Here is a 23,736-nt window from a genome sequence, read left to right on the forward strand (position 1 = left end):
GACGAGTGCAACGCAGGCAGACGGAAAAAGACGCGATCTCATGGTGCGTTATAGGGTGGGATTGGTATTATTGACGCGACAAAGTGAAAGCGGTTTATGGAATGGAATTGTAACCGGCAACAAGGGAGATTGCTTACGTAACAACTGCTGTAGCCTCAGGACGCGATGAAATTGGACAAAGGTTAGCAGATCGGGTCTGATTTACTACGCATTAAGACAACTACGCTAACGCATACTACGCCGGGACGAGCATCGCAACAGGCAAGTTTGCAAGTACTTCACTGAGCGTCAATTTTCCCGACTCGATTCTGATTGTGCGTCCGGTATAGATGTCCATCCACATCGAACTGGCGGCGGCAGGAAACAGAAGCACCGTATCCTGCCACGCGTCCACCGGGATAACCGGGCCGGCGCTGTCACCCATCAGCGTCGTCGGCAGGTGTGCAGCGATAACGATCGCTGTGCGCTCCTGCATCTGCCGCGCGAATCCGATGACATGTCGCGCAGCCGCGCCTTCTATCCGCAACGCCAGATACGTGCCGCGCGCAAAGAGATCCTGTTCTCGTGCACGCAATTGCAGAGTGTGCCGGATGACCGCTTGCTTGATCGCGCCGGACTGCCATCCCGCGGTATCGGTGATGTTTTTTTCCGCACCGGACAAGGTCTGTGTGCGTGCGGCGTAATCCACCGGGCGCCGGTTATCCGGATCGACAAGACTAAAATCCCAGAAATCAGTTCCCTGGTACAAGTCCGGCATACCCGGCGAGGTCATTCGCAACACACTCTGCGCCAGACTCTTCGCAACGCCCGCCGGCGTAATGCGATTCACCCATGCCACCAGTTGCGGAAGGAAGCTATTGCCCGGTCCGGCCTGGAGTACCGCATACAGAAAGCGCTTGCATGCCGCCTCATATTCTTCATTCGGCAGCACCCAGTCACTGACCTGCTTCGCTTCGCGCAGTGCCTTGGTCTGCCAGCGTTCAATGCGTTCAGCGAATTGTGTGACACCGTCACTATCATTCGGATCAAGGCCGATGGGCCAGGCGCCGGCCAGCATCTGATACAGCATTAGTTCATCGGCGGGGTGCGGCGCAGTCGATGGATCGGCCCCGCTGTCAGACGTGACGCTGCTGCGCAGTGGGGCATTCATGTGCATCCATTCACGCACCCTCTTTGTCCACTCATCCGGCAGCTCGCTCAGCACCGAGAGCCGGGCACGTACATCCTCGCCTCGCTTGTGGTCGTGCGTCGCGGTCGCCAGCATGGAGGATGGAAACCGTGTTGCGCGAATTTTATTCCCTTCGTGGAATTCATTCAGATCGACGGAAAACTGCTCGGGGTCGGAGCCCACTTCATTACGTGACAACAGTCGTCCGTAGCGATAAAACGCCGTATCTTCCACCGACTTGGCGGCCAGCGGCGGCGTCAGTTGCTGGAAGCGGGTGATGGCGCGCTGGTGCAGGCTGCGCACACGCGGATTGGCCGAATCGCGCGGTGCATCGCCGCCAAGCCAGCGTGCAATCACATCGAGGAGCGGCCCTTCGGTGCGGTCGACACTGTGGCGTGCCTGCTCCAGCGCGCGGTCGATGACTTCCTGGTCGAGGTCGTCGCGGCCGTTACTGTCCGCATAGGTCCGATAGACTGGAAAATGCACCAGCAATTCGTGAAACACGCGGCGGATCGCGCCAAGCGAAAAGTCACGCGTGCGCAGGTCGGTGCGGGCCACGGCATGCAAGGCGCGCGACGCGGCTTCAAATTCCCCTGCCAGATTATTAGCCAGCAATTGCCGCCGTGCTTCCCTTACTTCCGCATGAAAATCCTTGTCCTGCCCGGTAAGCTCCGTCCATAGTGCGGACAGTGGCGCCGCGCCCGTAGGGTCGTGCAGCAAGGCGCCAACGCGGTCCATGAAGTCGTAGCCGCTGGTGCCGTCGATCTCCCAGTTTTCCCTGAGGTGTTCGTTATTGGCGAGAATTTTCTCGACGATGATATAGGCAGGTGCCGGCGGCAGTTCGGGCGGACGCTGCGACGTCAGCGCCTGCAACCGCCGGCGCAGCTTGCGGCAATAGGCGCCGGGGTCGGCCAGGCCATCGACGTGGTCGATGCGCACGCCGTCGATCAGGCCTTCAGTGTAAAGACGGAAAATCAGGGCATGCGTCGCCTCGAACACGTCGTCCTGCTCGACCCTGACACCGGCAAGGTCGGTCACTTCAAAGAAGCGCCGCCAGTTAATGCCATCGGCAGCGCAACGCCACCACGCAAGCCGATAGTGCTGTTGTTCCAGCAAAGCGTGCAGCGCATTCAAGCCTTGCGGCGTGGTCGCATCGTGCGCGGCGATCGCAGCCTCAATCGCCGCAGCGCCTTCGGGCGTGCGTCCGGCCTCGCGCAGCTGGCCGAAGCCCATGTCGGCATTCTGCTGGCTGATGCCACCGTTTTCGTCCCTTCCTTCTTCAAATGCCGCAATCGCAGACACCAGGCTGTCCGATCCGGCCGAGCGCAGGACGCCGGCATAGCCGGCTGGTCCAATCGGAAAGCGGTGCGAATAATAAGCGGCGAAAAACTTGCCGCGCGTGGCATCGAATTGCAGCTTGATGTCGCCGGCGGCGAGTACATCGCCATAGGGTTGCCCCAGGAAGGGTGCCATCACCTTGCCTTGCAGCGTCTCATCGGCCGGGTGCCAGTCGATATCGAACCAGCGCGCATAGGGGCTGCCCTGCCCCCATTCGAGCACATGCTGCCACCACGGATTTTCCGGACCGACCCCCATATGGTTGGGCACGATGTCAAGAATCAGCCCCATGCCGGCTGCACGGATGCGGGCGACAAAGCGACGAAAGCCTTCTTCGCCGCCGAGTTCGGGATTGATGCGCGTCGGATCGACGATATCGTAGCCGTGCGTCGAGCCGCTGCGCGCGGTAAGGATGGGCGATGCATAGATATGACTGATGCCGAGCGATGCGTAGTACGGCAACACTTCGGCCGCCTGGTCGAATGTAAAGTCTTTATGCAACTGCAATCGGGCCGTGGCGCGCGGAATGGACATCAGGTTTGCCTCTTGAGTGAACGTGTCTGATTCAGGATGGAAAGCCGGGACGCGACCGCGGGATCGTCCAGCACTACATCAACCGGCTGCGGCAGGCGGCGGCGCCAGTTAGGATGGATATCGACGGTGCCGGGCAGGTTAGGTTGCTCCGGCAAACCAATCGCATCTTCCACCGGCAGCATGGCCAGCGGCGCGGGGGTTGCGGACATGAAGCCGACTGCGGCGTCCAGCGCAGCCAATGACTGCACATCGGGCACATTGCCATGCGCCTGTCCGGCTTCCTTCATCGCCTGCCACAGCAAGCTGCGTTCGTGTGCGCGCATCTGGCGTGCGTCCGCATCGCTTTGCCCCGGCTCATGCAGATCGAGTTTGGTGCGCCAGTCGATGTCGCGCTCCTGCCACCAGCCGGCGATGGTCGGCAAGTCGTGGGTGGTAGTGGTCGCGATCGCGTGACGCGGCCATTCGTCGGGACGCAGAAAACGGTCACCATGACGCTGGAACATCAGTACCCGGATACCAAGCAAACCGGCTTGCGCGAGCTGGGTATCGAAACCCTCCGGGACGGTACCCAGATCTTCGCCGATCACGATGGCGCGATGCCGCCACGATTCGAGCGCGATCAGGCGCAGCAGGTCTTGCATCGGATATTGCAGGTAGGCGCCATGTTCAGCGTTTGCACCCTGCGGCACCAGCCACAGACGGCCAAGCCCGAGCACATGGTCAATCCGTGCACCACCCGCATAGGCAAAGGTCGCACGCAACATTTCGATATACGCGCCGAATCCCCTGGCCTTCATCGCATGCGGTGAAAAGGCACCCAGTCCCCAGCTCTGGCCGCGCGTGTTGAGCAGGTCCGGCGGGGCGCCGACCGACAAGCCGTTGATGATTTCGGATTGACGGCTCCATGCCTGGCTCCCTCCGGTATCGGCGCCAACGGCAAGATCGGCGATCAGCCCGATGGGCATGCCGGCGTCGCGACCTGCCCGTTGCGCGCCTTGCAATCCGCGTGCTGCCTGCCATTGCAGGAATTCGTGAAAACCGACTTCGCTGGCATGCTGTCGCGCAAAGGCGTCCACATCGGCGGCGCGTGGATTGCGCAAGCCTTCCGGCCAGTGTTGCCAGTAGCCGTCCTCGCCATGCGCCAGGCGCCACGCATGCAAGGCTTCAAAGCGCGCATGGTCCTGCAGGGCACCGCCGCCGGCGCGACGAAATTCCTCGAATCCCGTATCCGTTGCGCCCAACTGGAATTGCTCATACAGCTTGCGCAGGATGGACAATCGCAACTCCGCCGCAGCCGGCCAGTCGATCAATTTTTCCTGTTCGAGATGCGCGAGGCGCGCACGTGCATCATTACCCAATGCATCCAGCGCGGCGTTCATGGCGTTCTGTCCAAGCACAGATGCCGGATCGATATGCAGGGCATTCAGGAACAGTCGGCTCGACGGTCCGTAAGGGCTGAAGCGGTGAACATCCGCGCTGAACATTGCGTGTACGGGACTGATGGCGACCGCTGCCGCGCCTTTCGCGGCAGCCGCGCGGACCAGCGTGGACAAGCCGGTGAAATCGCCAATCCCGCCGTCGCCTTGCCGACGCAGCGAATACAGTTGCACACCGAGTCCCCACAAGCGCGGATCGGCAGTGGTGTCGGTACCGGCCAGCGCATCGGCGACACCGAAGCAACGCGGCGGAGCAATTGCCAGGGTGATCTCGGTATCGCCGGTCAGCAAGCGGTGATAGCCGTATCGATCAATCGGCGGCAGCTCGGCTCCCGATGACATATCGTCGGGAAAGCGTCCGTCGACCTGTCCGCCCTCTTCCATCTCAATGTGAAAATTGAGTCCGGCAAGCCGGTTCACCGGGCCAATGCGCAGTCCGTGCCCGACGGTGCCCGTCAACAGTGGCGGAATAATGTCGCCGCTGTTGAGTGCGGTGAGCGCTGCCATGCTTTCATGGCATTGCTGCTCCGTCGTGCATGGATAGCCAAGCGCGTCGAGGATGGTACGCAGTGCGTCCGGACTCACCTTCATCGGCTGGCCATTCGCGCTGGTCCAGTCCTGCGCGAGTCCGGCGGCCCGCGCCAGTTCAAGTATGTGCAGGTCACTCATGATTCCGCCCCTTGCTCTTTCTCCAGCACGACGATGCAGGCGTGGGCCGGTAACTGGTTGGCCGGAACGGCGTCTTCGACACCATCGCTGGCGTAAAGGATGGTTCCGCCCTGGCCGTCGGCCAGACGGTCATAGCTGACGGCGACCGGTTGGCCCGCGAGATTGACAGCGATCATCAGGATGGCGCCATCGCCCATGGTCCAGCGCGCCTTGACCGCCCGTGGGCCCATGATCTGTGTATCGAGCGACTTTGCGCCTTGCAGGCGCGGAACAATTTCCTCGCGTCGGATGGTGACCATGGCTTTCGTCCAGTCACGCCAGGACCCTGCGAGTTCGCTGTCGGCCACAGGTATCGAATCCAGAAAGGTTTGCTCGGCATTCGGATCGGGAATCCGCTCACGCAACTCCGGATTGCTGAAAGCGTTGAAGCGTGCAAATTCCTCGCGGCGACCTTTGCGCACCGCATCCGCCAGTTCCGGTGTCAGATGGCTGGTGAAATACAGGAAGGGCTGGGTGGCGCCAAATTCCTCACCCATGAACAGCATAGGAATTTGCGGCGCCAACAGCAACAAGGCGCTCGCCGCGCGCAGTGCATGCGGATTGGCCAGCGTGGTCAAGCGCTCGCCAAATGCGCGATTGCCAATCTGATCGTGATTTTGCAGGAAGTTCACAAAGGAAGTCGGCGGCAAATGCGCGCTTGGTTCGCCACGCAGGGCACCACCCGGAAATAGCGACGTCTCGCCTTGATAAATGAAACCTTCGGCGAGTCCGCGCGCCAGCTTTTCTTCCGGCTGATTGATATAGCCCGCGTAGTAGCCTTCCTTTTCTCCGGTCAGCATCACATGCAGAGCGTGATGCATGTCGTCATTCCATTGCGCATCGAACAAACCGGTCGCGGTGCGCTCCAGCAGCATGGCGGAATTGTCGTCATTCTCAAGCACGAGGTGTACGTGCCTGCCTTGCGGCATCACCGCACTGACACGTTCGGACATCTCGATCAGCCAGTCCTTTTCACTGATCGCATGCACCGCGTCGAAGCGCAGTCCGTCGAAGCGATATTCCTGCAGCCAGTAGATCGCGTTCTCGGTGAAAAAGTCGCGCACCTGCTTGCGCCGGAAATCGATTGCCTGCCCCCATGGCGTCTTGACGTCATCACGGAAGAACGCTTCCGCGTAGGCACCAAGGTAATTCCCGTCCGGCCCGAAATGGTTGTACACCACGTCGAGGAATACCATGATGCCAAGGTCGTGGGCTTTATCGACCAGCGCCTTGAGTTGTTCAGGCGTGCCATACGCCTTGTCCGGCGCATACGGCAGCACACCGTCGTAACCCCAGTTGCGCGGACCGGGGAAATCGGCGACCGGCATCAGTTCAATGGCCGTAATGCCGAGGTCGGCCAGTGCCGCCAGCTGGTTACTGACGCCTTCGAAGCCGCCAAGCGCCCCGACGTGCAATTCATACAACACGGTTTCATGCCACGGACGTCCCTTCCAATCCTTGCACTGCCATTGGTAGAAGTGCGGATCGCACACGATACTGGCGTCATGCACATCACCAGCCTGCGCACGCGATGCAGGATCCGGCACCGCAAGGTCGTCACTGATCCGGTACTTGTAGAGCGCGCCCACGCCACATGCTGCCTCCGCTTCAAACCAGCCATCGTCCAGCTTGTTCATGGCGATCGGCGGCATGCCGTCGATCTCGATGCTGATTTTTTGCTTGCTTGGCGCCCAGAGGCGAAAATGGGTGCGGTTCGGCGCGATCAGTTGCGCGCCATAAGAATATTCAAATGTTGACATTGTCGGCCACCAGTAAAACCGCGCTGTGCGCGGCGACGTTGATCATGTTGCTTTCGGGTTTGCCGAGCGTTCCGTGGTGCCGCATATGTTCGGCGGCATCGATCAGCAGGCGCCACGGCATCGTGGGCTGCGGTAACGTGAATTCCCGGTCTTCCGAAAACGCGTTCAGCAACAGCAGGGATGCGGAGATTGATCCGGATTGCACGTTGCTGGCAATGCGCCGTAGCGCAAGCAGGCGACCCTCGGCAAAATGCCATCGTTCCGGGGTCATCTCATTGCCGGTTTCATCGAACCAGCTGATATCGGGCAGGCCATGCAGCGTCTTCGATGTCGGTTTCAGAAACCGGCTATTGCGCAAGGTCGGCAGTGCGCGTCTGGCGGCGATGCAGCGCCGCGTGAAATCGAGCAGCGCCTTGCCCTGCAACGTGTCGGCCAGGCTCCAGTCGAACCAGGAGACCGCGTTATCCTGGCAATACGGATTGTTATTGCCCATCTGCGTGCGGCCGAATTCGTCACCGCCGAGCAGCATCGGCGTGCCGTTGGAAAGCAGCAGCGTCATCAGCATCGCGCGCTTGACCTTTTCCCGCGTGGCGAGCACCGCACGGTCATGGGTCGGCCCTTCCTTGCCCCAGTTGGCACTGCGGTTTTCGTTAGTGCCATCGCGATTGTCTTCGCCGTTGGCCTGGTTATATTTATGCTGATAGCTCACCAGGTCTTGCAGCGTAAATCCGTCATGTGCTGTCACAAAGTTGACCGATGCCCAGGAGCGACGGCGATGATGATTGAACAAGTCCGCCGAGCCGAGCAGGCGCCCGGCCACTGCGCCGCGCATGCCGGCATCGCCGCGCCAGAAACTACGCACATCGTCGCGGAAACGGTCATTCCATTCGGCCACGCCTGCCGGATGATTACCAACCTGATAACCACCCGGACCGATATCCCAGGGTTCGGAAATCAGCTTTACTCTCGCCAGCACCGGGTCCTGCAGCAAGGCGTCGAAAAATCCGGCTCCCGGATCGAAGCCGTGTTGTTCACGTCCGAGTGTCGCGCCCAGATCGAAGCGGAAGCCGTCGATATGGAATTCCTGTACCCAGTAGCGCAGCGAATCCATCACCATCTGGATCACACGCGGGTGCGACATGTTCAGCGTATTGCCGCAGCCGGTATCGTTGATATGGTGGCGACGGTTGTCCGCATGCAGGCGGTAATAGCTGGCATTGTCAAATCCGCGAAACGACATCGTCGGCCCCAGCTCGCCTTCTTCGCAGGTGTGGTTATAGACCACATCGAGAATGACTTCGATGCCCGCTGCATGAAGCCGGCGCACCGCGTGCCGCAATTCGTTGAGCGCGCCGCTCGCGAGATAACGCGGCTCGGGCGCAAAGAACGACAGGGTGTTGTAGCCCCAGTAATTGCTCAGGCCGTTGCTGACCAGCCGTCGGTCCTGCAGGATCGCATGGATCGGCAACAGCTCGACCGCCGTGATGCCCAGCTTGACGAGATGATCGATGATGCAGGGATTCGCCAGTCCGGAAAACGTCCCGCGCTCACCAGCGGGAATCGCCTCGGCAAGCTGCGTCATGCCGCGCACATGGGTTTCATAGATCACCGTCTTTTCCCACGGCACGGCGGGCGGCTTGTCGCCATGCCAGTGAAAGCTGGCATCCGTGACGACCGCCTTCGGCATTGACAGTGCGCTATCGCGATGATCGAATGACAGGTCGGCGCGCGGTGAATGAAAACGATAGCCATATAAGCTATCGCTCCAGCGCACCTGGCCGCGCAGCATTCTGGCATAGGGGTCGAGCAGCAGTTTGTTCGGATTGAAGCGATGTCCCTGGTCGGGCTGGTACGGCCCATAGGCGCGGTAGCCATACAACACGCCCGCATGCACGCCTGGCAGGTAGCCATGCCAGACTTCATCTGTGCATTCCGGCAGCGCGCAGCGCGCGACTTCGTGCCTGCCACTGGGATCGAAGAAGCAGAGCTCCATCTTGACCGCATGGGCGGAAAAGACGGCGAAGTTGGTTCCTTCGCCGTCGTAGGTGGCACCTAGTGGATACGATGCGCCCGGTTCGATTGCAGGCAAGGGAAGCGGGACACTGACCATGTTCAGTGTGCAGGCTTGAGGACGATCGCGGACAGCGGCGGCAGCCGCAATACCAGGGATTGCGCCATGCCATGCGCCGGATGGTTGTCGACTTCGAAAGACTCGACCCGGTCGACGCCCGTGCCGCCATACACGTCCGCATCCGAATTGAGGACGACGCGCCAGCTCGCCACCTTGAATCCTGGTCCTTCCGGCACACCAATGCGATAGCCGTCGCGCATGACAGGAGTCATGTTCAGCACAATCAGCAAGGGGGCATCGCCTTCATTGCCCTTGCGCAGATAGGCAAAGACACTGTTGGAATTGTCGTCGCCGATCACCCATGCAAAGCCTTCGGATGCGTAGTCCGTCTTATGCAGTGCCGGCTCGGCCGCATACACGCGGTTCAGGTCGCGCACCAGCCGTTGCACGCCACGGTGGCGCGGATCGTCAAGCAGGTTCCACTCTGGCGAAGCGTCGTGGTTCCATTCCTTCTCCTGGGCAAACTCGCAGCCCATGAACAGCAGTTTCTTGCCCGGATGGGTCCACATGAAGCCCAGATAAGCGCGCAGGTTCGCCAGCCGTTGCGTGACATCGGCGCCGGGCATCTTGTTGAGCAGCGAGCCCTTGCCATGCACCACCTCGTCATGCGATATCGGCAGCACGAATTTTTCCGAGAATGCGTAGATCAGGCCGAACGTCATGTCGTGATGATGGTGCTGGCGATACAGCGGGTCATAGGACATGTAGCGCAAGGTGTCGTGCATCCAGCCCATGTTCCACTTGTGCGTGAATCCGAGCCCACCCTCTTCGACCGGGGCGGAGACGCCGGGCCAGGCGGTCGACTCTTCGGCGATCATCACCGCGCCCGGACAGCGCTGGCGTATCACCTGGTTGAGATTGCGCAGGAAAGCCACCGCTTCCAGGTTCTCCCGGCCACCATGGATATTGGGTATCCATTCACCGGCGTTGCGGCTGTAGTCGCGATACAGCATGGAGGCGACGGCGTCGACGCGGATGCCATCGACATGGTAGTGCTCCAGCCACTCCAGCGCGCTGGCGATCAGAAAGCCGCACACTTCATTGCGGCCGAGATTGTAGATCAGCGTATTCCAGTCCTGGTGAAAGCCTTCGCGCGGGTCCTGGTGTTCGTACAGCGCGGTGCCATCGAAACGCGCCAGTCCGTGTTCGTCCGAGGGAAAATGCGCGGGTACCCAGTCGAGGATCACGCCGATGCCTGCCGCATGGCAGCGGTCGACAAAGGAAGCAAAGCCGGCCGGCGAACCGAAACGTGCGCTGGGCGCAAACAGGCCGAGCGGCTGGTAACCCCAGGAGCCGCCGAACGGGTGCTCCATGATCGGCAAGAATTCGATATGCGTGAATCCCATGCCGGTAACGTAGGGAATCAGGCGATCGCCCAGTTCGTGCCAGTTCAGGCTGCGGTTTTCTTCTTCCAGAATGCGCAGCCAGGAGCCGGCATGGACCTCATAGACCGACATCGGTGCAGTGATATCGTGACGACGGGCGCGCTCAGCCATCCAGGCATCGTCGGTCCAGCGGAACGGCACATCGGAGGCGACGACGGAAACGGTCGATGGCGGCGCTTCGGTGGCGCGTGCGACCGGATCGGCCTTCAGCGGCAGTACGTTGCCATCGGCGCCGACAATCTCATATTTGTAGCGGGCACCGCTGCGAACACGCGGAATGAACAATTCCCAGACCCCGGCTTCGATGCGCCGGCGCATCGGATGGCGCCGTCCGTCCCAGGAATTGAAATCGCCGACCACCGATACGCGGCGCGCATTGGGCGCCCATACCGCAAAGCGGGTGCCTGCCATACCGTCGATCACCATCGGGTTGGCACCAAGGCACCGTCCGAGTTCGCGGTGATTGCCTTCGGCCAGCAAATGGATATCGAGGTCACCTAGCAGCAGACCGAAGCTGTAAGGATCTTCCGTGTACTGCACATGCTCGCCGCCGGATGTCGTAGGCCAGGTAATGCGTAACAGATAATTGTCGCCGCTGATGGAGGCTGGCGCCGCGCTGATGAACAAACCTGTCTGGTTGACGTTATACAAGGATTCGATCAGCTCGCCGGCCGCGTCATTGCCCGGCACGCGGGTAACGATGTCCACCGCGCGCGCGCCCGGCTGGAAGGTGCGTACCACCGTGCGATCCTCCATGCGATGCGGGCCGAACAAGGCAAAGGGGTCGGACAGGCGGCCTTGCAAAACGGCGTCAAGCGTCTTCTGGTGCACGTCGGTCAATTCTTCAATGCGGTCAGTCATTCGACTGTTCTCCTTCTGTAGTGCCGGTAGTACTGGTGGTGCCGGTGGTGCCGGTGGTGCCCGGTGTATCCGCAGTGCCTAATAGCTGGTCAGCGATTTTCGCCAAGCCATTGACCGGTACCGGAATCCATGTCGGACGATTGGCGGCCTCATAGCACACCTCGTATGCGGCTTTTTCAAGAACGAACAACTGGGTCAGGCTGCGCTCGGCCGCTTCGGACATCTGCATCGGCCCGTTCGACACCGCGTCGTGATAACCGCGCAGGAAGGCGTTCTGGCAAATCGGACCGAACTCGCGCAGGATCTGCTGCTTGCGCAACTCCGCCGATTCGCTCAGATCGGCCGGTCCCGACGTGCCGGCAAACGCAGCGGCATAGTCGAACGAGCGCAACAGGCCGGCGACATCGCGCAGCGGGCTGGATTTTCCGCGACGCTGGTCAAGCGGTTTGGCGGGTTCGCCTTCGAAGTCGACGATGTAGACGTCGCCTTGCGCTACCAGCACCTGGCCAAGGTGGAAATCACCATGGATACGGATACGCAATGTGCCGACACCGGCCGCCGCCAATGCATCGACACGTTCGAGGACGCGCTCGCGCTGAGCAATCAGGCGCTCAACACGCTTGGCTTCCGCATCATTGCTCCACGCCTTCGTGCTTGCCATGACGGCAAACGCCGCCTCGATCTGACGGCGTGCGCCAACTGCCCATTCCTCTGCATCATCGGCAGTCGCGGCCTCCGGTGCGAAATCCGGATTGTCGGTTGGTGTCGCCAGAGCGTTGTGCATTTCGCCGAGGCGACGGCCAAGCACCGCAGAAATTTCGACCAGATCGTCACCCGGGTTGGACATCTCCGCCAGTTCGGTGGTCGTCTCGGTACCACTGATCGTTTCCGTGATCGTGGTCTGCTGGATCCAGCGTGTCAGCGTGTCGAGTATCCATTGCCATGCGTCGCCCTGATTGTGAATAAAGCGCTGCAGCATGATCATCGTGTACGGCGTGCCATCGGTGGCGATGCGCGTGACCTCGCCCAGCATGGGCGGTGCATTGGCGTAGCCGAGCGAGGTGAGATAACGGCCCATCTCCGCTTCCGGATGGACGCCGGGCTGGATGTGGCGGATCACCTTGAGCACCATCGCATCTTCAAGGATGAGCGAACTGTTGGATTGTTCGGCCGACATGCGCCGCACCGTCGGTTCCTTGCCGATATCGATCCTGTCCAGCTCCCCGGTCGGGATGAAACAGATCTCGCCGTCTTCCGAGGCAAGCTTTGCTTGCGCCCGCAATAATTCGACGATGACGTAAGCAAAGGAGTCGAGCACGAAGCCGTCGGTCAGCAATCCGACGTTGCGGCCGCGACGCACCCGCGCAAGCGCGAGCTGCTGCGGCAGTGCGGTGACAATGTCTTCTTCCCGGATAAAGCCGAGCGGCATCAGGTAGCGCTCGGTGCCATGCGCGGTTTTGGTTTCGATTTCCGCCAGCATGGTGGGCATGACGTTGGGACGGGCCTGCGAAGCAGGCAGACCGGTCGCCATTGCAATGCGCACCGAGCGCAGTTTTTCCTGCTTGCCCGCGTACCAGCGCCGTTTTGGCAGATAGGCAGGCAAGGCCTCGCTTTCCAGGATGGCGCGCCGTGGCGGGTCGAGGATTTCCATGATGTCTTGCCGCAGCACCAGCGTCGCCAGTTCCGGCAGCGGTTCGGGCGCGGGCGTATGCCATGCAGGCATGCGGGTCTTGGTCGCCAGCAGGAACCAGTAAAAGCCGTAAGGCGGCAACGTCAGCAGATAGGGCAGCTGGCCGATCGGCGGAAATGCCGAGCCACCGATCATTTCCAGCGGCACTTGCCCGGCATAGCTCGACAGGTCGAGTTCGACCGCCTGCGCGGAGCGCGATACGTTCGCCACGCACAGGATGGTTTCGGTGGCGTCACCCTCTTCGGGACGGTATTCGCGCAGGTAGGCAAGAATACGGCGGTTGCTCGGATTCAGCAGGCTCAGCGATCCGCGGCTGAATGCGCAATGCTGCTTGCGCACCGCCAGCATGCGACGCATCCAATTCAGCAACGAATACGGATCACCCATCTGCGCTTCGACGTTGACCGCTTCATAGCCATACATCGGATCCATGATCGGTGGCAGGACCAGCCGGGCAGGGTCGGCGCGCGAGAAGCCGCCGTTACGATCGGGTGTCCATTGCATTGGCGTACGCACGCCATCGCGGTCGCCCAGATGGATGTTGTCGCCCATGCCGATTTCGTCGCCATAGTAGAGGACCGGCGTGCCGGGCATCGACAGCAGGAAGCTATTGAGCAGTTCGGCGCGGCGGCGATCGCGTTCCAGCAGCGGCAGCAGCCGGCGGCGGATGCCGAGGTTGATCCGCGCGCGCTTCTCGGACGCGTAGTGGTTCCACAGGTAGTCGCGCTCGCGGTCGGTCACCATTTCCAGCGTCAGCTCGTCATGGTTGCGCAGGAAAATCGCCCACTGGCAGTCCTTCGGAATCTCCGGGGTCTGCCGCAGGATATCCGCGATCGGAAAGCGGTCTTCCTGGGCGATTGCCATGTACATACGGGGCATCAGCGGGAAATGGAAGGCCATGTGGCATTCATCGTTATCGCCGAAATACTGCTGCACGTCCTCGGGCCACATGTTGGCTTCGGCCAGCAACATCCTGCCCGGGAAGGTGCGGTCCAGTTCTTCGCGAATGCGCTTGAGAATGGCATGCGTCTCCGGCAGGTTTTCATTGCTGGTGCCTTCGCGCTCGATCAGGTAAGGCACGGCGTCCAGCCGCAGGCCATCGACGCCAAGATCGAGCCAGAACGACATCACGCTCAGCACGGCTTTCAGCACTTGCGGATTGTCGAAGTTCAGGTCCGGCTGGTGCGAATAGAAACGGTGCCAGTAAAACGCGTTGGCAACCGGGTCCCAGGTCCAGTTGGATTTTTCGGTGTCGCAAAAAATGATGCGCGTGCCGCTGTACGCCTGGTCGTTATCGGACCAGACATAAAAATTGCGTGCCGCCGAGCCGGGCTTGGCCTTGCGCGCCCGCTGAAACCAGGGATGCTGGTCCGAGGTATGGTTGACGACCAGTTCGGTAATGACGCGCAGGCCGCGCCGGTGCGCTTCCGCGATAAAGCGGCGCGCATCGGCCATGGTGCCGTAATCGGGATGGACACCGCGGTACTCGGCAATATCATAGCCGTCGTCACGGCGCGGCGACGGATAGAACGGCAGCAGCCAGATCGTATTGACGCCAAGATCCGCAATATAGTCGAGCTTGTCGATTAGGCCGGCAAAATCGCCGATGCCGTCGTTGTTGGAATCGAAGTAAGACTTGACGTGCACCTGGTAAATGACCGCATCCTTATACCAGTGCAGATCATCGCTGAAACGCTTGGGCGATATGACGGTGGCCGTACCAGTAGTCGGACGGGCTGTCTTGCGGCGATCCATGCTTATGCTCCCTTGTGTCTAACGCGCCAGATGGCATACGGACAAACAAACGGATCCAGCCGCAGTGGCTGGAACTTGCCATGCCAGGCGATGCGCGCGCCGGTCACGAGGTCATCGGCCTCCAGTGTTCCGTCGTCGGCAATGCCGAATTCCCATAGCGGCAGTTCCAGCGTCGCTTCATGCGCCGCGAACGGATCCAGGTTAATGGCTACCATTATCACGTTGTCACCGAAATGCTGACAGCTGTCAGCAGGGGGCGTGGACTTGACGAAGAACAAGATATTGTCATTCGACGCATTCAGGAAGCGTATCCCGAGGTGGGTCTGCAGTGCCGGGTTCTCGGAACGGATGCGATTGAGCTGCGTGATCTCATGAATGATATTGCCGGGACGCTGCCAGTCCCAGGCACGAATCTCGTATTTTTCCGAATCCAGGTATTCTTCCTTGCCCGGTACCGGCGTCGCTTCGCACAACTCGAAACCGCTATACATGCCCCACAAGCCGGACAAGGTGGTGGCCAGCGCGGTACGGATCAGGAAACCGGGCCGCCCCGACTTTTGCAGGAAGACCGGATTAATGTCGGGGGTATTGACAAAGAAATGCGGCCGGAAGTATTCCTTCACATTGGTCGTCGACAGTTCGGTCATGTACTCGATGAACTCTTCCTTGGTATTGCGCCAGGTGAAGTACGTGTACGACTGCGAATAGCCTACCTTGGCGAGACGGTACATCATCTTCGGTCGGGTGAAGGCTTCCGACAGGAAGATGGTATCCGGATAGCGGCCGCGGATATCGCCGATCATCCACTCCCAGAACGGCAACGGCTTGGTGTGGGGATTATCGACGCGGAATACGCGCACGCCTTCCCTGACCCAGAACAGCACCGCATCGCGCAGCGCGATCCACAGGCCGGGTATCGCGCCTTCCGCATAGAAATCGACGTTGACGATGTCCTGATATTTTTTCGGCGGATTTTCCGCGTAGCGGATCGACCCGTCGGGACGCCATGCAAACCATTCCGGATGTTCCTTCAGCCAGGGATGGTCGGGTGAACACTGGATCGCAAAGTCGAGCGCAAGCTCCAGCCCATGACGCGCCGCTTCCTCCCGCAAATGCCGGAAATCGTCCAGCGTGCCAAGTTGCGGATGGATCGCATCATGGCCGCCTTCCTCGGAGCCGATTGCGTACGGGCTGCCCGGATCGTCCGGCCCCGGCGTCAGGCTGTTGTTGCGGCCTTTCCTGTGCTTCTTGCCGATCGGGTGGATGGGCGTGAAGTACAGCGTGTCGAAGCCCATCGCCTGGATCGCGGGCAGACGCTTTTCGACGTCGGCGAATGTGCCGTGCCGCACCGGGTCGCCGCTCTGTGAACGGGGAAACAGTTCATACCAGCTCGAAAAACGCGCCGCGCGGCGTTCCACGTCGATCCGCATCACCGGTTCGCTACGCACGACGAAGGGCCGCGCATCGGCCAGGCGCATTGCTTCGGCGGTCGGTTCGGACAGCAGCGCCGCGATCCTTTCCGCATCTTTCGATGCGGCCTTGGCCTGGTCGCGGGTCTGCGTCACCTTGAGCGACTTGGCGAGCGCCCTCAATGTCGGCAGCGCCGCGCCAATATCGGCTTGCTCCGCATGGGCCAGCGCGGATTCGACCAGCAGGCGTCCTTCTTCCAGTTCCAGCGAGACATTCAGGCCGGCGGTGGTTTTCTTTTCCAGCTCGTCGCGGTAGGTGGCAAAGGCATCGCGCCATGCCTCGATGGTGAATAGGTAACGGCCGATGCGGGTCAATGGCAGCGATGCGGCCCAGCGATCGTTTTCGGTCGGATGCATGCGAATCTCTCGCCACTCCGCCTCATCGGCCGGTCGCCACAATACGGCCACCGCCAGCTTGTCATGACCATCGACAAAGACGTCGGCTTCGATGGTCACCGAATCGCCGATCGTCCGCTTGACCGGAAACTTGCCGCCATCGACCGCCGGCTCAATCGCTTCAATGGCAATGCGCGGCGAACGCGCGGCGGCGGTGATGAACTGCTTGCCGCGCTGCACCGGCAGCAGGATGGGCGGAATGCGATGTGCGGCAAACAACTGGAACTCCGCACCGCCGATTTCCAGCGGATGCGTTTGTGTTTGCGGCTGCGGGTTGCCCTGCCCGGGCTCGCCGTGCGGCCACAGCCGTTGATAGCGAACATAACCGTCGGCGCGTTCCAGCAACTGGCTCTCATGAAGGACGCAACTGTGCAGTGCATCGGCATTCGCCACCATCATCAGCGCTCTGCCGGATGCGCTCTTCTCGGCTTCCTCACGCAGCAGGACCGCGATGTCGGCGTCGACGCTGCTCAGCAGACGTACCGGCTGTCCGTAACAGGCCGCGCCATTGCCAGCGATGAACGCATTGACTTCGGCAATCTCCGCCGACAGATCGAAAGGCGCATTGGCCTGTACCTGCGGCAGCGCATCCGGCCGGTTGCCGGGGATTGTCGCGGTGAGACCGGAGGCGCCGAACTCGAATCCCATGGGAATCAGGATGCCGTTGCCGGCGGCTGCGGCCAGCCGCAATGCGCGGCGATAGATTTGCTGTTGCACCGGGGCGTCTTCGTTGCCGGCAACGCGTCCGATGACAGGCTCATCGGGGCTGTCGGGAAACGCAATTGCCGGGCCGATGCGCGAAAGCCGCTGCTGTTCCTCGACCAGCCAGCGCGAACGGTAGTCCCACCATGCTCCTGATGAAAAGCTCGCATCGAAATCGCAACCGGCCAGCGCATCAATCTGTTCCGGCGTGCAGCCCGGTGTCCATGCGAGGAACCGCACAGGCTTGCCGCTTGCCTGCGCGCCGTCGCGCACCAGCTTGATCAAGCGGCACCAGAACGACACGTTGGGCCCCGCGATCTGGATGCAGCGAAAGCCCGCCACACCGGCTTCGAGCATTGCCTGCATGCGCGGATGCCAGTACGCCGCGACTTCCTGCATGACCGCCGGGTCCTCATAGCGAAGCCGGGGCGTCGTTCGCAAAGGTTGGGTACGTCGGGGGTCCGGCAAGTCATCGTCATGCCCGGCGGCGGAAAACCAGTTCGGATGCGTTGCTGCCAGCGCTTCATCGGCGCCAAGGCTGCCGGCGTCAAAGTCGACCAGCAGGCGGAGTTGCCGTTGCGCGCAAGCCTGGGCCAGTTGTCGCAACGATTCTTCCGATGCGGGTTGCGGTATGAGCACGTGATCGAAGCCCATCGCCACGCATCGCTGCAGGACGTTTTCAAATTCGGTCGACGGCCCCGCGAGGCGCGGGTCGACATAATAGATTCTGGGGAGAAAAGGCGTCGTAATCTGCGTAATTGGCGTCGTTGGCATTATTGGCATTGTTGTGAACTGGTCCCAGGTATAAAAAGAGCCGACCAGCCGGACTCCGGCAGACGGCCTGCGATCTTTTCAGATAGAGCACTCAAAACGGCAATTTGTTCGCAAACAGGCATTCATAAATCGCAAGTTTGCCGACCCTTCCCGTGGCTGTCCGCATATCAGCTGCAGATGTACTGCAGCGAAAGTTGCGCACAGGGCACAAATCAGCATCTTCTTGCCTATACGACATTGCGAAATTCCTCGAAGCAACAGATAGTGTGGTTCATGGTCGCATCCATTCCGAAAGCACAGAAAGTACAAGGCGGGGAGTAATTTCCGGTCTTGTCCGACTTCGACGATGAGACAACCGCCTGTGACACGCCGGGCGGCAACAAAAGATTGAACGCGCCCTTTGTGCAAGCGGGCTTTCACTGCCTGCGGCGCAATGCCACACACACACTTGGGCGCACTTGTTTTGTGAGACAGCCAATGATTATTTATCAGGTATATCCGCGCAGCTTCTGCGACTCCAATAACGATGGCATCGGCGACCTGGCCGGTATCGAACAAAAGCTTTCCTACATTAAAAGCCTTGGTGTCGACGCCATCTGGATCAGTCCCTTCTTCAAGTCGCCGATGAAGGATTTCGGGTATGACGTAGCCGACTACCGCGCGGTCGATCCCATCTTCGGGACGATGGACGACTTCAAGAATCTGATGAAGCGCGCGAAGGCGCTGAAACTCGGCGTGATCGTCGACATGGTGATCTCGCATACGTCGGAAGAGCACAGCTGGTTCAAGCAAAGCCGTGCGAAGCAAAATGGCAAGTCGGACTGGTATCTGTGGGCCGATCCGAAACCGGACGGCAGCCCGCCCAACAATTGGGTATCGGTCTTCGGTGGTACGGCCTGGCGCTGGGATGCCGAGCGTCGCCAGTATTATTTCCATTCCTTCTTCTCCAGCCAGCCCGACCTCAACATGCACAATCCCGATGTGCAGAACGCTGTGCTCGCGGAAATGGACTTCTGGCTCGACATGGGTGTATCGGGCTTTCGCTTTGATGCCTGCAACCACATCTTCCAGGACCTGCTGCTGCGCAATAACCCGCCGCGCGAAGATACCAGCGCGGCGCTGCATCCGTATGGCTTTCAGCTGCACGTGTACGATCAGGCGCGGCCGGAGATGCTGCCCTTCCTGGAAAAGATCCGCAAGCTGCTCGATGCCTACGGCGCGTTCAGTCTTGCCGAAGTCGGCGGGCATGATGCACTGAAACTGATGGGGCAGTACACGCATCCGGGCCGCCTGCATTCCGCATACAGCTTTTCGATGATGGGACCGGACAGCAGCGCGACACATGTGCGCAATGTGATCACGACACTGGAAGACAGTATCAGGACGCCGGGTGCGGCCTGCTACGCATTGAGCAATCATGACAAGCCGCGCGTGGCGACGCGCTGGCAAAACGGTCGCGACCGCGATGAGACGGCGAAGGAAATGCTGGCCCTGTTGTTTGCGATGCGCGGCGACATCTGCCTGTACCAGGGCGAAGAATTGGGATTGCCGCAGGCGGACGTGCCGTTCGAACGTTTGCAGGATCCGTTCGGCATTACCTTCTGGCCAAAATTCAAGGGGCGTGACGGCTGCCGCACCCCCATGCCGTGGGCCAACGCGCGCCACGGTGGATTTACGGAAGCCGAACCGTGGCTGCCGGTCGATCCCGTGCATATCGACATGAACGTCGAACGCCAGGAAGAACAGCCGGACTCGGTACTGAAGTTTGCGCGCGAAGTGCTGGCATTACGCAAAACGCATCCGGAACTGGACAAGGGGAGCATTCAACTCATCGATGCCCCGGAAGGCGTGCTCGCGTTCTCGCGCAAGCAGGAGGATCGCGAGATGATTTGTTTTTTTAATATGGATGTGACCCCGAAGAAGGTAACGTCGATGCAGTTTGGCGAGATGGTATTCGGAAGGCATGCACGCATCGATAACCGCTCGGTGATGCTGGAGGTCAGCGGGTTTTGCTTTTTGCAGGCTTAGGACAGGTTCGGCAGCAAGTGAAGTGTGTTGTAGTCCCTTCCCCTTTCCGCGGACTGCCTTGAAGGGGAAGGAATATCATGCACCGCATTCACGCTGCCAGGATTCGCGCGGCGCAACGGATGCGGCGCGAAACCCCGCACTTACTGCGCATATGACAGCTTCGACTGCTCAGCCGATGCCGCCACGCCAAGCGGCGCTGCATCAACGTCAGCGTCAGCGTCCATTTCCACCTCGTCCGCGGCATCCGCCGAGTCCTTGGTCCGACGCGCATAGCGACGATCCCGCGCATTATTCAACCCGAGGTCTTCTTCCTCGGAAAACCGCGACATGTTGCCGTCGCGATCGACCGCATACTCGTTGCATACGATCAGTTCATGCAGGTTCGCCTCAGGCAGTACACGCGTGTATTCAAACAGAATGCTGCGTGTCACCGTCGCGCCTGCGCAGATATGGCTGCCATGGCCGATCCAGGTCGGGCCGAGAATCTTGCTGCCGGCTTCGATATGGCAACCCGCGCCGATGTACACCGGGCCAGTGATGATCGTGTCCTCCCAGTCGATGCGCGTGTTGAGTCCCACCCACACGCCCGGACGTACCTGTTCGCCCGGCACCTGCATCTTCGGAATCTCTCCGGTCATCAGGCTTTGCAAGACACCCCAATAATCGGTAACGCTGCCGATGTCCAGCCACTGGAAGTCGTGGTTCAACGCATAGAAGGCCATACCCTTTTCTGCCAGCAACGGGAATAGCTGCGAGCCGATATCGAAGACTTCGCCCGACGGGATCATGTCGATCGCTTCCGGCTCGAAAATATAGATACCTGTACTGACCTGGTTCGACAAGGCGTCTTCGCGCTTGGGCTTTTCCTGAAACTTCTGGATACGGCCATCTGCGTCGCTGACAACGACGCCATAATCGGAAACCTTGTCCCAGGGAACTTCACGTGTAATCACGCTGGCGATCGCACCTTTACGCTTGTGTTCGGCGATGGCCGCATTGATGTCGAGGTCGATAATTGCATCGCCGCACAGCACGATCGTGGTTTCATCGAAAAACCTACCAAACTCTTGAATCTTTTTCATTCCGCCGGCAGAGCCAAGTGCTTCCGGAATAACCTCGCCACTTTCCGTCATGTAACCTTCGAACGAGTAGCCAATGCGTACGCCAAACTGGCTGCCTTCACCGAAATAGCTCTCAATCTTTTCATGCAGGTAGCTGACATTGACCATGATGTCCTGCACCCCGCACTTTGCAAGATGCTCGACGATATAGGCCATGACGGGTTTGCCGAGTACTGGAATCATGGGTTTCGGCAGGTCATAAGTCAGCGGACGTACACGAGTGCCTTTACCGGCAGCGAGAATCATTGCTTTCATATTTATTTAACCTTGAAGAATTGTTCGATTACACAGGTAATGTGTATGACCTAAAGGAGAACACGTGTTTCCGTAGAAGAGCTTGAACAAAGTCAAAGGAAGATACGGCAAGGAAACATATGTTCCGGTTGCAAGCACATTACATATCGAATGGCCGAGGGGTAATTTGCCTCGGCACGTTTGATACGCAAGATCGATGCCCGTTGCAATTGATTTTGCGCAAGGCCTTGGGAATGCGCGTGCCGAACACCGTCGTATTGGGGTCCTGCACTTCAATGGTATTTCCGTGATCTCGCGATTCTGCGACTCATCCAGCGCGCTGTCGAGCAGTAAATGCCATGTGCGCGGTGGCTCCGGAAAACTGAACGGCGAGGGATCATGTCCATCATTGATCAGCATCAACACCATGTCGATGAGACTGCCGTCATTGAAGCTTGCGCGTTGCGCGGGTCAGTGGCCGCATGCGGATTTTGCCACGCTTCGGAAGATAATTCTTCGCTGCGTTCATCGAAGCGCACAAAACGATAATTACCGCGCCCGCGTGGCCACGTACGCCGTCTCAGGCAGTCATGTATTGCGGCACTTCATCGACCAGCGGCTCCATCACCGGCGCGAACAGTTCGCCGGCCGCGTCAGGCGCGATCTCTTTATAAACCGCCATGTAGTCGTCAGCAGGCTGGTCCCAGGAAAAGTTTGCCGACATCGCGTTGCGCTGCATGCGATGCCATTCATTTGGTCGCGCATATAACTCGAACGCCCGACTGACTGCGGCGATCATGTCTTCCGCCGTTTCGCCGTCGAACAAGATGCCATTGGCGTTTTCCGGCGTCCCGCCGGCCAGGCCGCTGTCACTGATGGAATCGATCATGCCGCCGACGCGAGAGGCGATCGGGATGGTGCCATAGCGCATCGAATACAAAGGGGTCAGGCCGAATGGCTCGAAGCGTGTGCCGTGCAACAGCATATCGGCACCGGCGTGCAATGCATGTGCACGCCGTTCGTCGTAGCCGATGTAGACACTGACGCGCTCCGGAAATTGCTCCTCCAGCGCCACAAAACCTTGTTCATATTCCCGGTCGCCACGCCCGATCACGGCAAGCTGGGCGCGCGGATAGCGATGCAATACTTCTGGTAGCGACGCCAGGGCGACATCCGCCATCTTCTGATGGGTAATCCTGCTGCCGATGGCAAGAATGGGGGCGAAAGGGTCGATCGGCAGATTGAACAAATGCTGCAGGTCGCGCTTGCAGCCACTTTTTCCACGCATGTCGGAAAGGCTGAACGGGCGCGCAATCAAGCTGTCGGTCGCCGGGTCCCAGGCATCGAGGTCGACGCCATTGCGAATCGCAACGAGGTCGTCCTTGCGTGCATTCAGCAAGCCGTCCATTCCATGGCCGAAGCGCGGTGTGAGGATTTCGCTGGCATAGGACTGGCTCACGGTCGATATGCGGTCGGCATGCCGGATACCGGCTTTGAGGAAGCTTAGCTTGCCCCAGAATTCGAGTTCATCGGGGGTCAGCATGTGCGCCGGGATACCGAGCGCCGCCGCAAGGTCCATCGGGTAATTGCCCTGGAACGCCAGATTGTGAATCGTCAGCAGTGTGCCGACCTCCCTTATCCCGCGCAGGCGCAGCAATGCCGGAATCAGGCCGGCATGCCAGTCATTGGCATGCACGATATGCGGCGCCGGAAGCGCAGTCTCGCCTGCGCAGATGCTGACAGCGGCATGCGCCAGCGAGGCGAAGCACAAGGCATTGTCGGCAAACTCCTGGCCATGATGGTCGACGTAGGGGTTGGCAGTGCGCGTTGCGATGCATGCTGTGTCGAGCAGCAGGACAGGCACGTCGCTGTCGGGCATTGTGCCGCGTAACAGGCGTCCGGGCCCGCCGGGAAGTGAGATCAGGTCCCCGACCACCTGTACATCCTTTGCGCGGTCCATCGCCGCAGGGTAGCCTGGCATCAGTACGCTTGCATCGACTCCGCGCCGGCGCAGTGCCCGTGCAAGAGAGGTAATGACATCGGCGAGCCCGCCGGTTTTTACGAGTGGAACAGCTTCGGATGTGACGAGCAAGACACGGGCGTTCAAGGTTATGGCTCCCTGATTGTTAAATGGAGCGGCGTTTCCGGACACACGAAAGCGAGCCCGCCTGCACAGGCTAACGCGACATGCCGACTTGGGGACTTAACGGCCTTGAGTGCAGTAAACATGTCTGCGCTCAAGGAGT

Annotated in this window: 10 protein-coding genes; 1 reads left to right on the forward strand and 9 read right to left on the reverse strand. The window is 60.1% G+C overall.

Annotated features, from left to right (window positions below):
- Nucleotides 1-235 precede the first annotated feature (235 nt).
- From treY to ASE07_RS07675, 7 genes are read right to left on the reverse strand one after another with little or no spacing between them, the layout of a single operon-like run.
- Nucleotides 236-3,040: a malto-oligosyltrehalose synthase gene (gene treY / locus ASE07_RS07645; RefSeq protein WP_057290228.1), complete on the reverse strand. Its 2,805-nt coding sequence runs from the start codon at nt 3,038-3,040 to the stop codon at nt 236-238.
- Nucleotides 3,040-5,145, reverse strand: a complete 2,106-nt coding sequence (gene malQ, locus ASE07_RS07650) for a 4-alpha-glucanotransferase (protein ID WP_156396459.1) — start codon at nt 5,143-5,145, stop codon at nt 3,040-3,042. The genes treY and malQ overlap by 1 nt, the downstream gene beginning before the upstream one ends.
- Nucleotides 5,142-6,944: a malto-oligosyltrehalose trehalohydrolase gene (treZ, locus tag ASE07_RS07655; protein WP_057290230.1), complete on the reverse strand. Its 1,803-nt coding sequence runs from the start codon at nt 6,942-6,944 to the stop codon at nt 5,142-5,144. Before treZ ends, malQ begins: the two co-directional genes overlap by 4 nt.
- On the reverse strand, nt 6,931-9,054 hold the full coding sequence (glgX, locus tag ASE07_RS07660; protein WP_057290231.1) for a glycogen debranching protein GlgX: 2,124 nt from the start codon (nt 9,052-9,054) through the stop codon (nt 6,931-6,933). Before glgX ends, treZ begins: the two co-directional genes overlap by 14 nt.
- Nucleotides 9,055-9,056: 2 nt before the next feature.
- Nucleotides 9,057-11,321 (reverse strand): 1,4-alpha-glucan branching protein GlgB, encoded by a 2,265-nt coding sequence (gene glgB, locus ASE07_RS07665; protein WP_057290232.1) that lies wholly within the window; start codon nt 11,319-11,321, stop codon nt 9,057-9,059.
- Nucleotides 11,314-14,766 carry a maltose alpha-D-glucosyltransferase gene (gene treS / locus ASE07_RS07670; protein ID WP_082584004.1) on the reverse strand — a complete coding sequence of 1,151 codons (3,453 nt, stop codon included), beginning with the start codon at nt 14,764-14,766 and terminating at the stop codon, nt 11,314-11,316. The genes glgB and treS overlap by 8 nt, the downstream gene beginning before the upstream one ends.
- 2 nt (nt 14,767-14,768) lie before the next feature.
- Nucleotides 14,769-18,107, reverse strand: coding sequence for a maltotransferase domain-containing protein (locus ASE07_RS07675; RefSeq protein WP_057290233.1), 3,339 nt, complete (start codon nt 18,105-18,107; stop codon nt 14,769-14,771).
- A gap of 477 nt (nt 18,108-18,584) precedes the next feature.
- On the opposite strand from ASE07_RS07675, the gene ASE07_RS07680 reads away from it, so the two are divergent.
- A complete protein-coding gene (locus tag ASE07_RS07680) occupies nt 18,585-20,135 on the forward strand; it encodes an alpha-amylase family glycosyl hydrolase (protein WP_057290275.1) in 1,551 nt (516 codons plus the stop codon).
- 140 nt (nt 20,136-20,275) lie between these two features.
- On the opposite strand, the gene ASE07_RS07685 is transcribed toward ASE07_RS07680, so the two are convergent.
- Both ASE07_RS07685 and glgA read right to left on the reverse strand, forming a co-directional pair.
- On the reverse strand, nt 20,276-21,511 hold the full coding sequence (locus ASE07_RS07685) for a sugar phosphate nucleotidyltransferase (protein WP_200960899.1): 1,236 nt from the start codon (nt 21,509-21,511) through the stop codon (nt 20,276-20,278).
- A 559-nt stretch (nt 21,512-22,070) separates the two neighbouring features.
- A complete protein-coding gene (glgA, locus tag ASE07_RS07690; RefSeq protein ID WP_057290234.1) occupies nt 22,071-23,597 on the reverse strand; it encodes a glycogen synthase GlgA in 1,527 nt (508 codons plus the stop codon).
- Between the last annotated feature and the right edge of the window lie 139 nt (nt 23,598-23,736).

The organism is Noviherbaspirillum sp. Root189, assembly GCF_001428545.1.
In the GTDB taxonomy this organism is placed as follows: Bacteria; Pseudomonadota; Gammaproteobacteria; order Burkholderiales; family Burkholderiaceae_D; genus Noviherbaspirillum.

Coding starts and splice junctions, on each gene's coding strand:
- treY (WP_057290228.1), bottom strand. CDS start 3,040: ATGTCCATTCCGCGCGCCACGGCCCGATTGCAGTTGCATAAAGACTTT.
- malQ (WP_156396459.1), bottom strand. CDS start 5,145: ATGAGTGACCTGCACATACTTGAACTGGCGCGGGCCGCCGGACTCGCG.
- treZ (WP_057290230.1), bottom strand. CDS start 6,944: ATGTCAACATTTGAATATTCTTATGGCGCGCAACTGATCGCGCCGAAC.
- glgX (WP_057290231.1), bottom strand. CDS start 9,054: ATGGTCAGTGTCCCGCTTCCCTTGCCTGCAATCGAACCGGGCGCATCG.
- glgB (WP_057290232.1), bottom strand. CDS start 11,321: ATGACTGACCGCATTGAAGAATTGACCGACGTGCACCAGAAGACGCTT.
- treS (WP_082584004.1), bottom strand. CDS start 14,766: ATGGATCGCCGCAAGACAGCCCGTCCGACTACTGGTACGGCCACCGTC.
- ASE07_RS07675 (WP_057290233.1), bottom strand. CDS start 18,107: ATGCCAACGACGCCAATTACGCAGATTACGACGCCTTTTCTCCCCAGA.
- ASE07_RS07680 (WP_057290275.1), top strand. CDS start 18,585: ATGATTATTTATCAGGTATATCCGCGCAGCTTCTGCGACTCCAATAAC.
- ASE07_RS07685 (WP_200960899.1), bottom strand. CDS start 21,511: ATGAAAGCAATGATTCTCGCTGCCGGTAAAGGCACTCGTGTACGTCCG.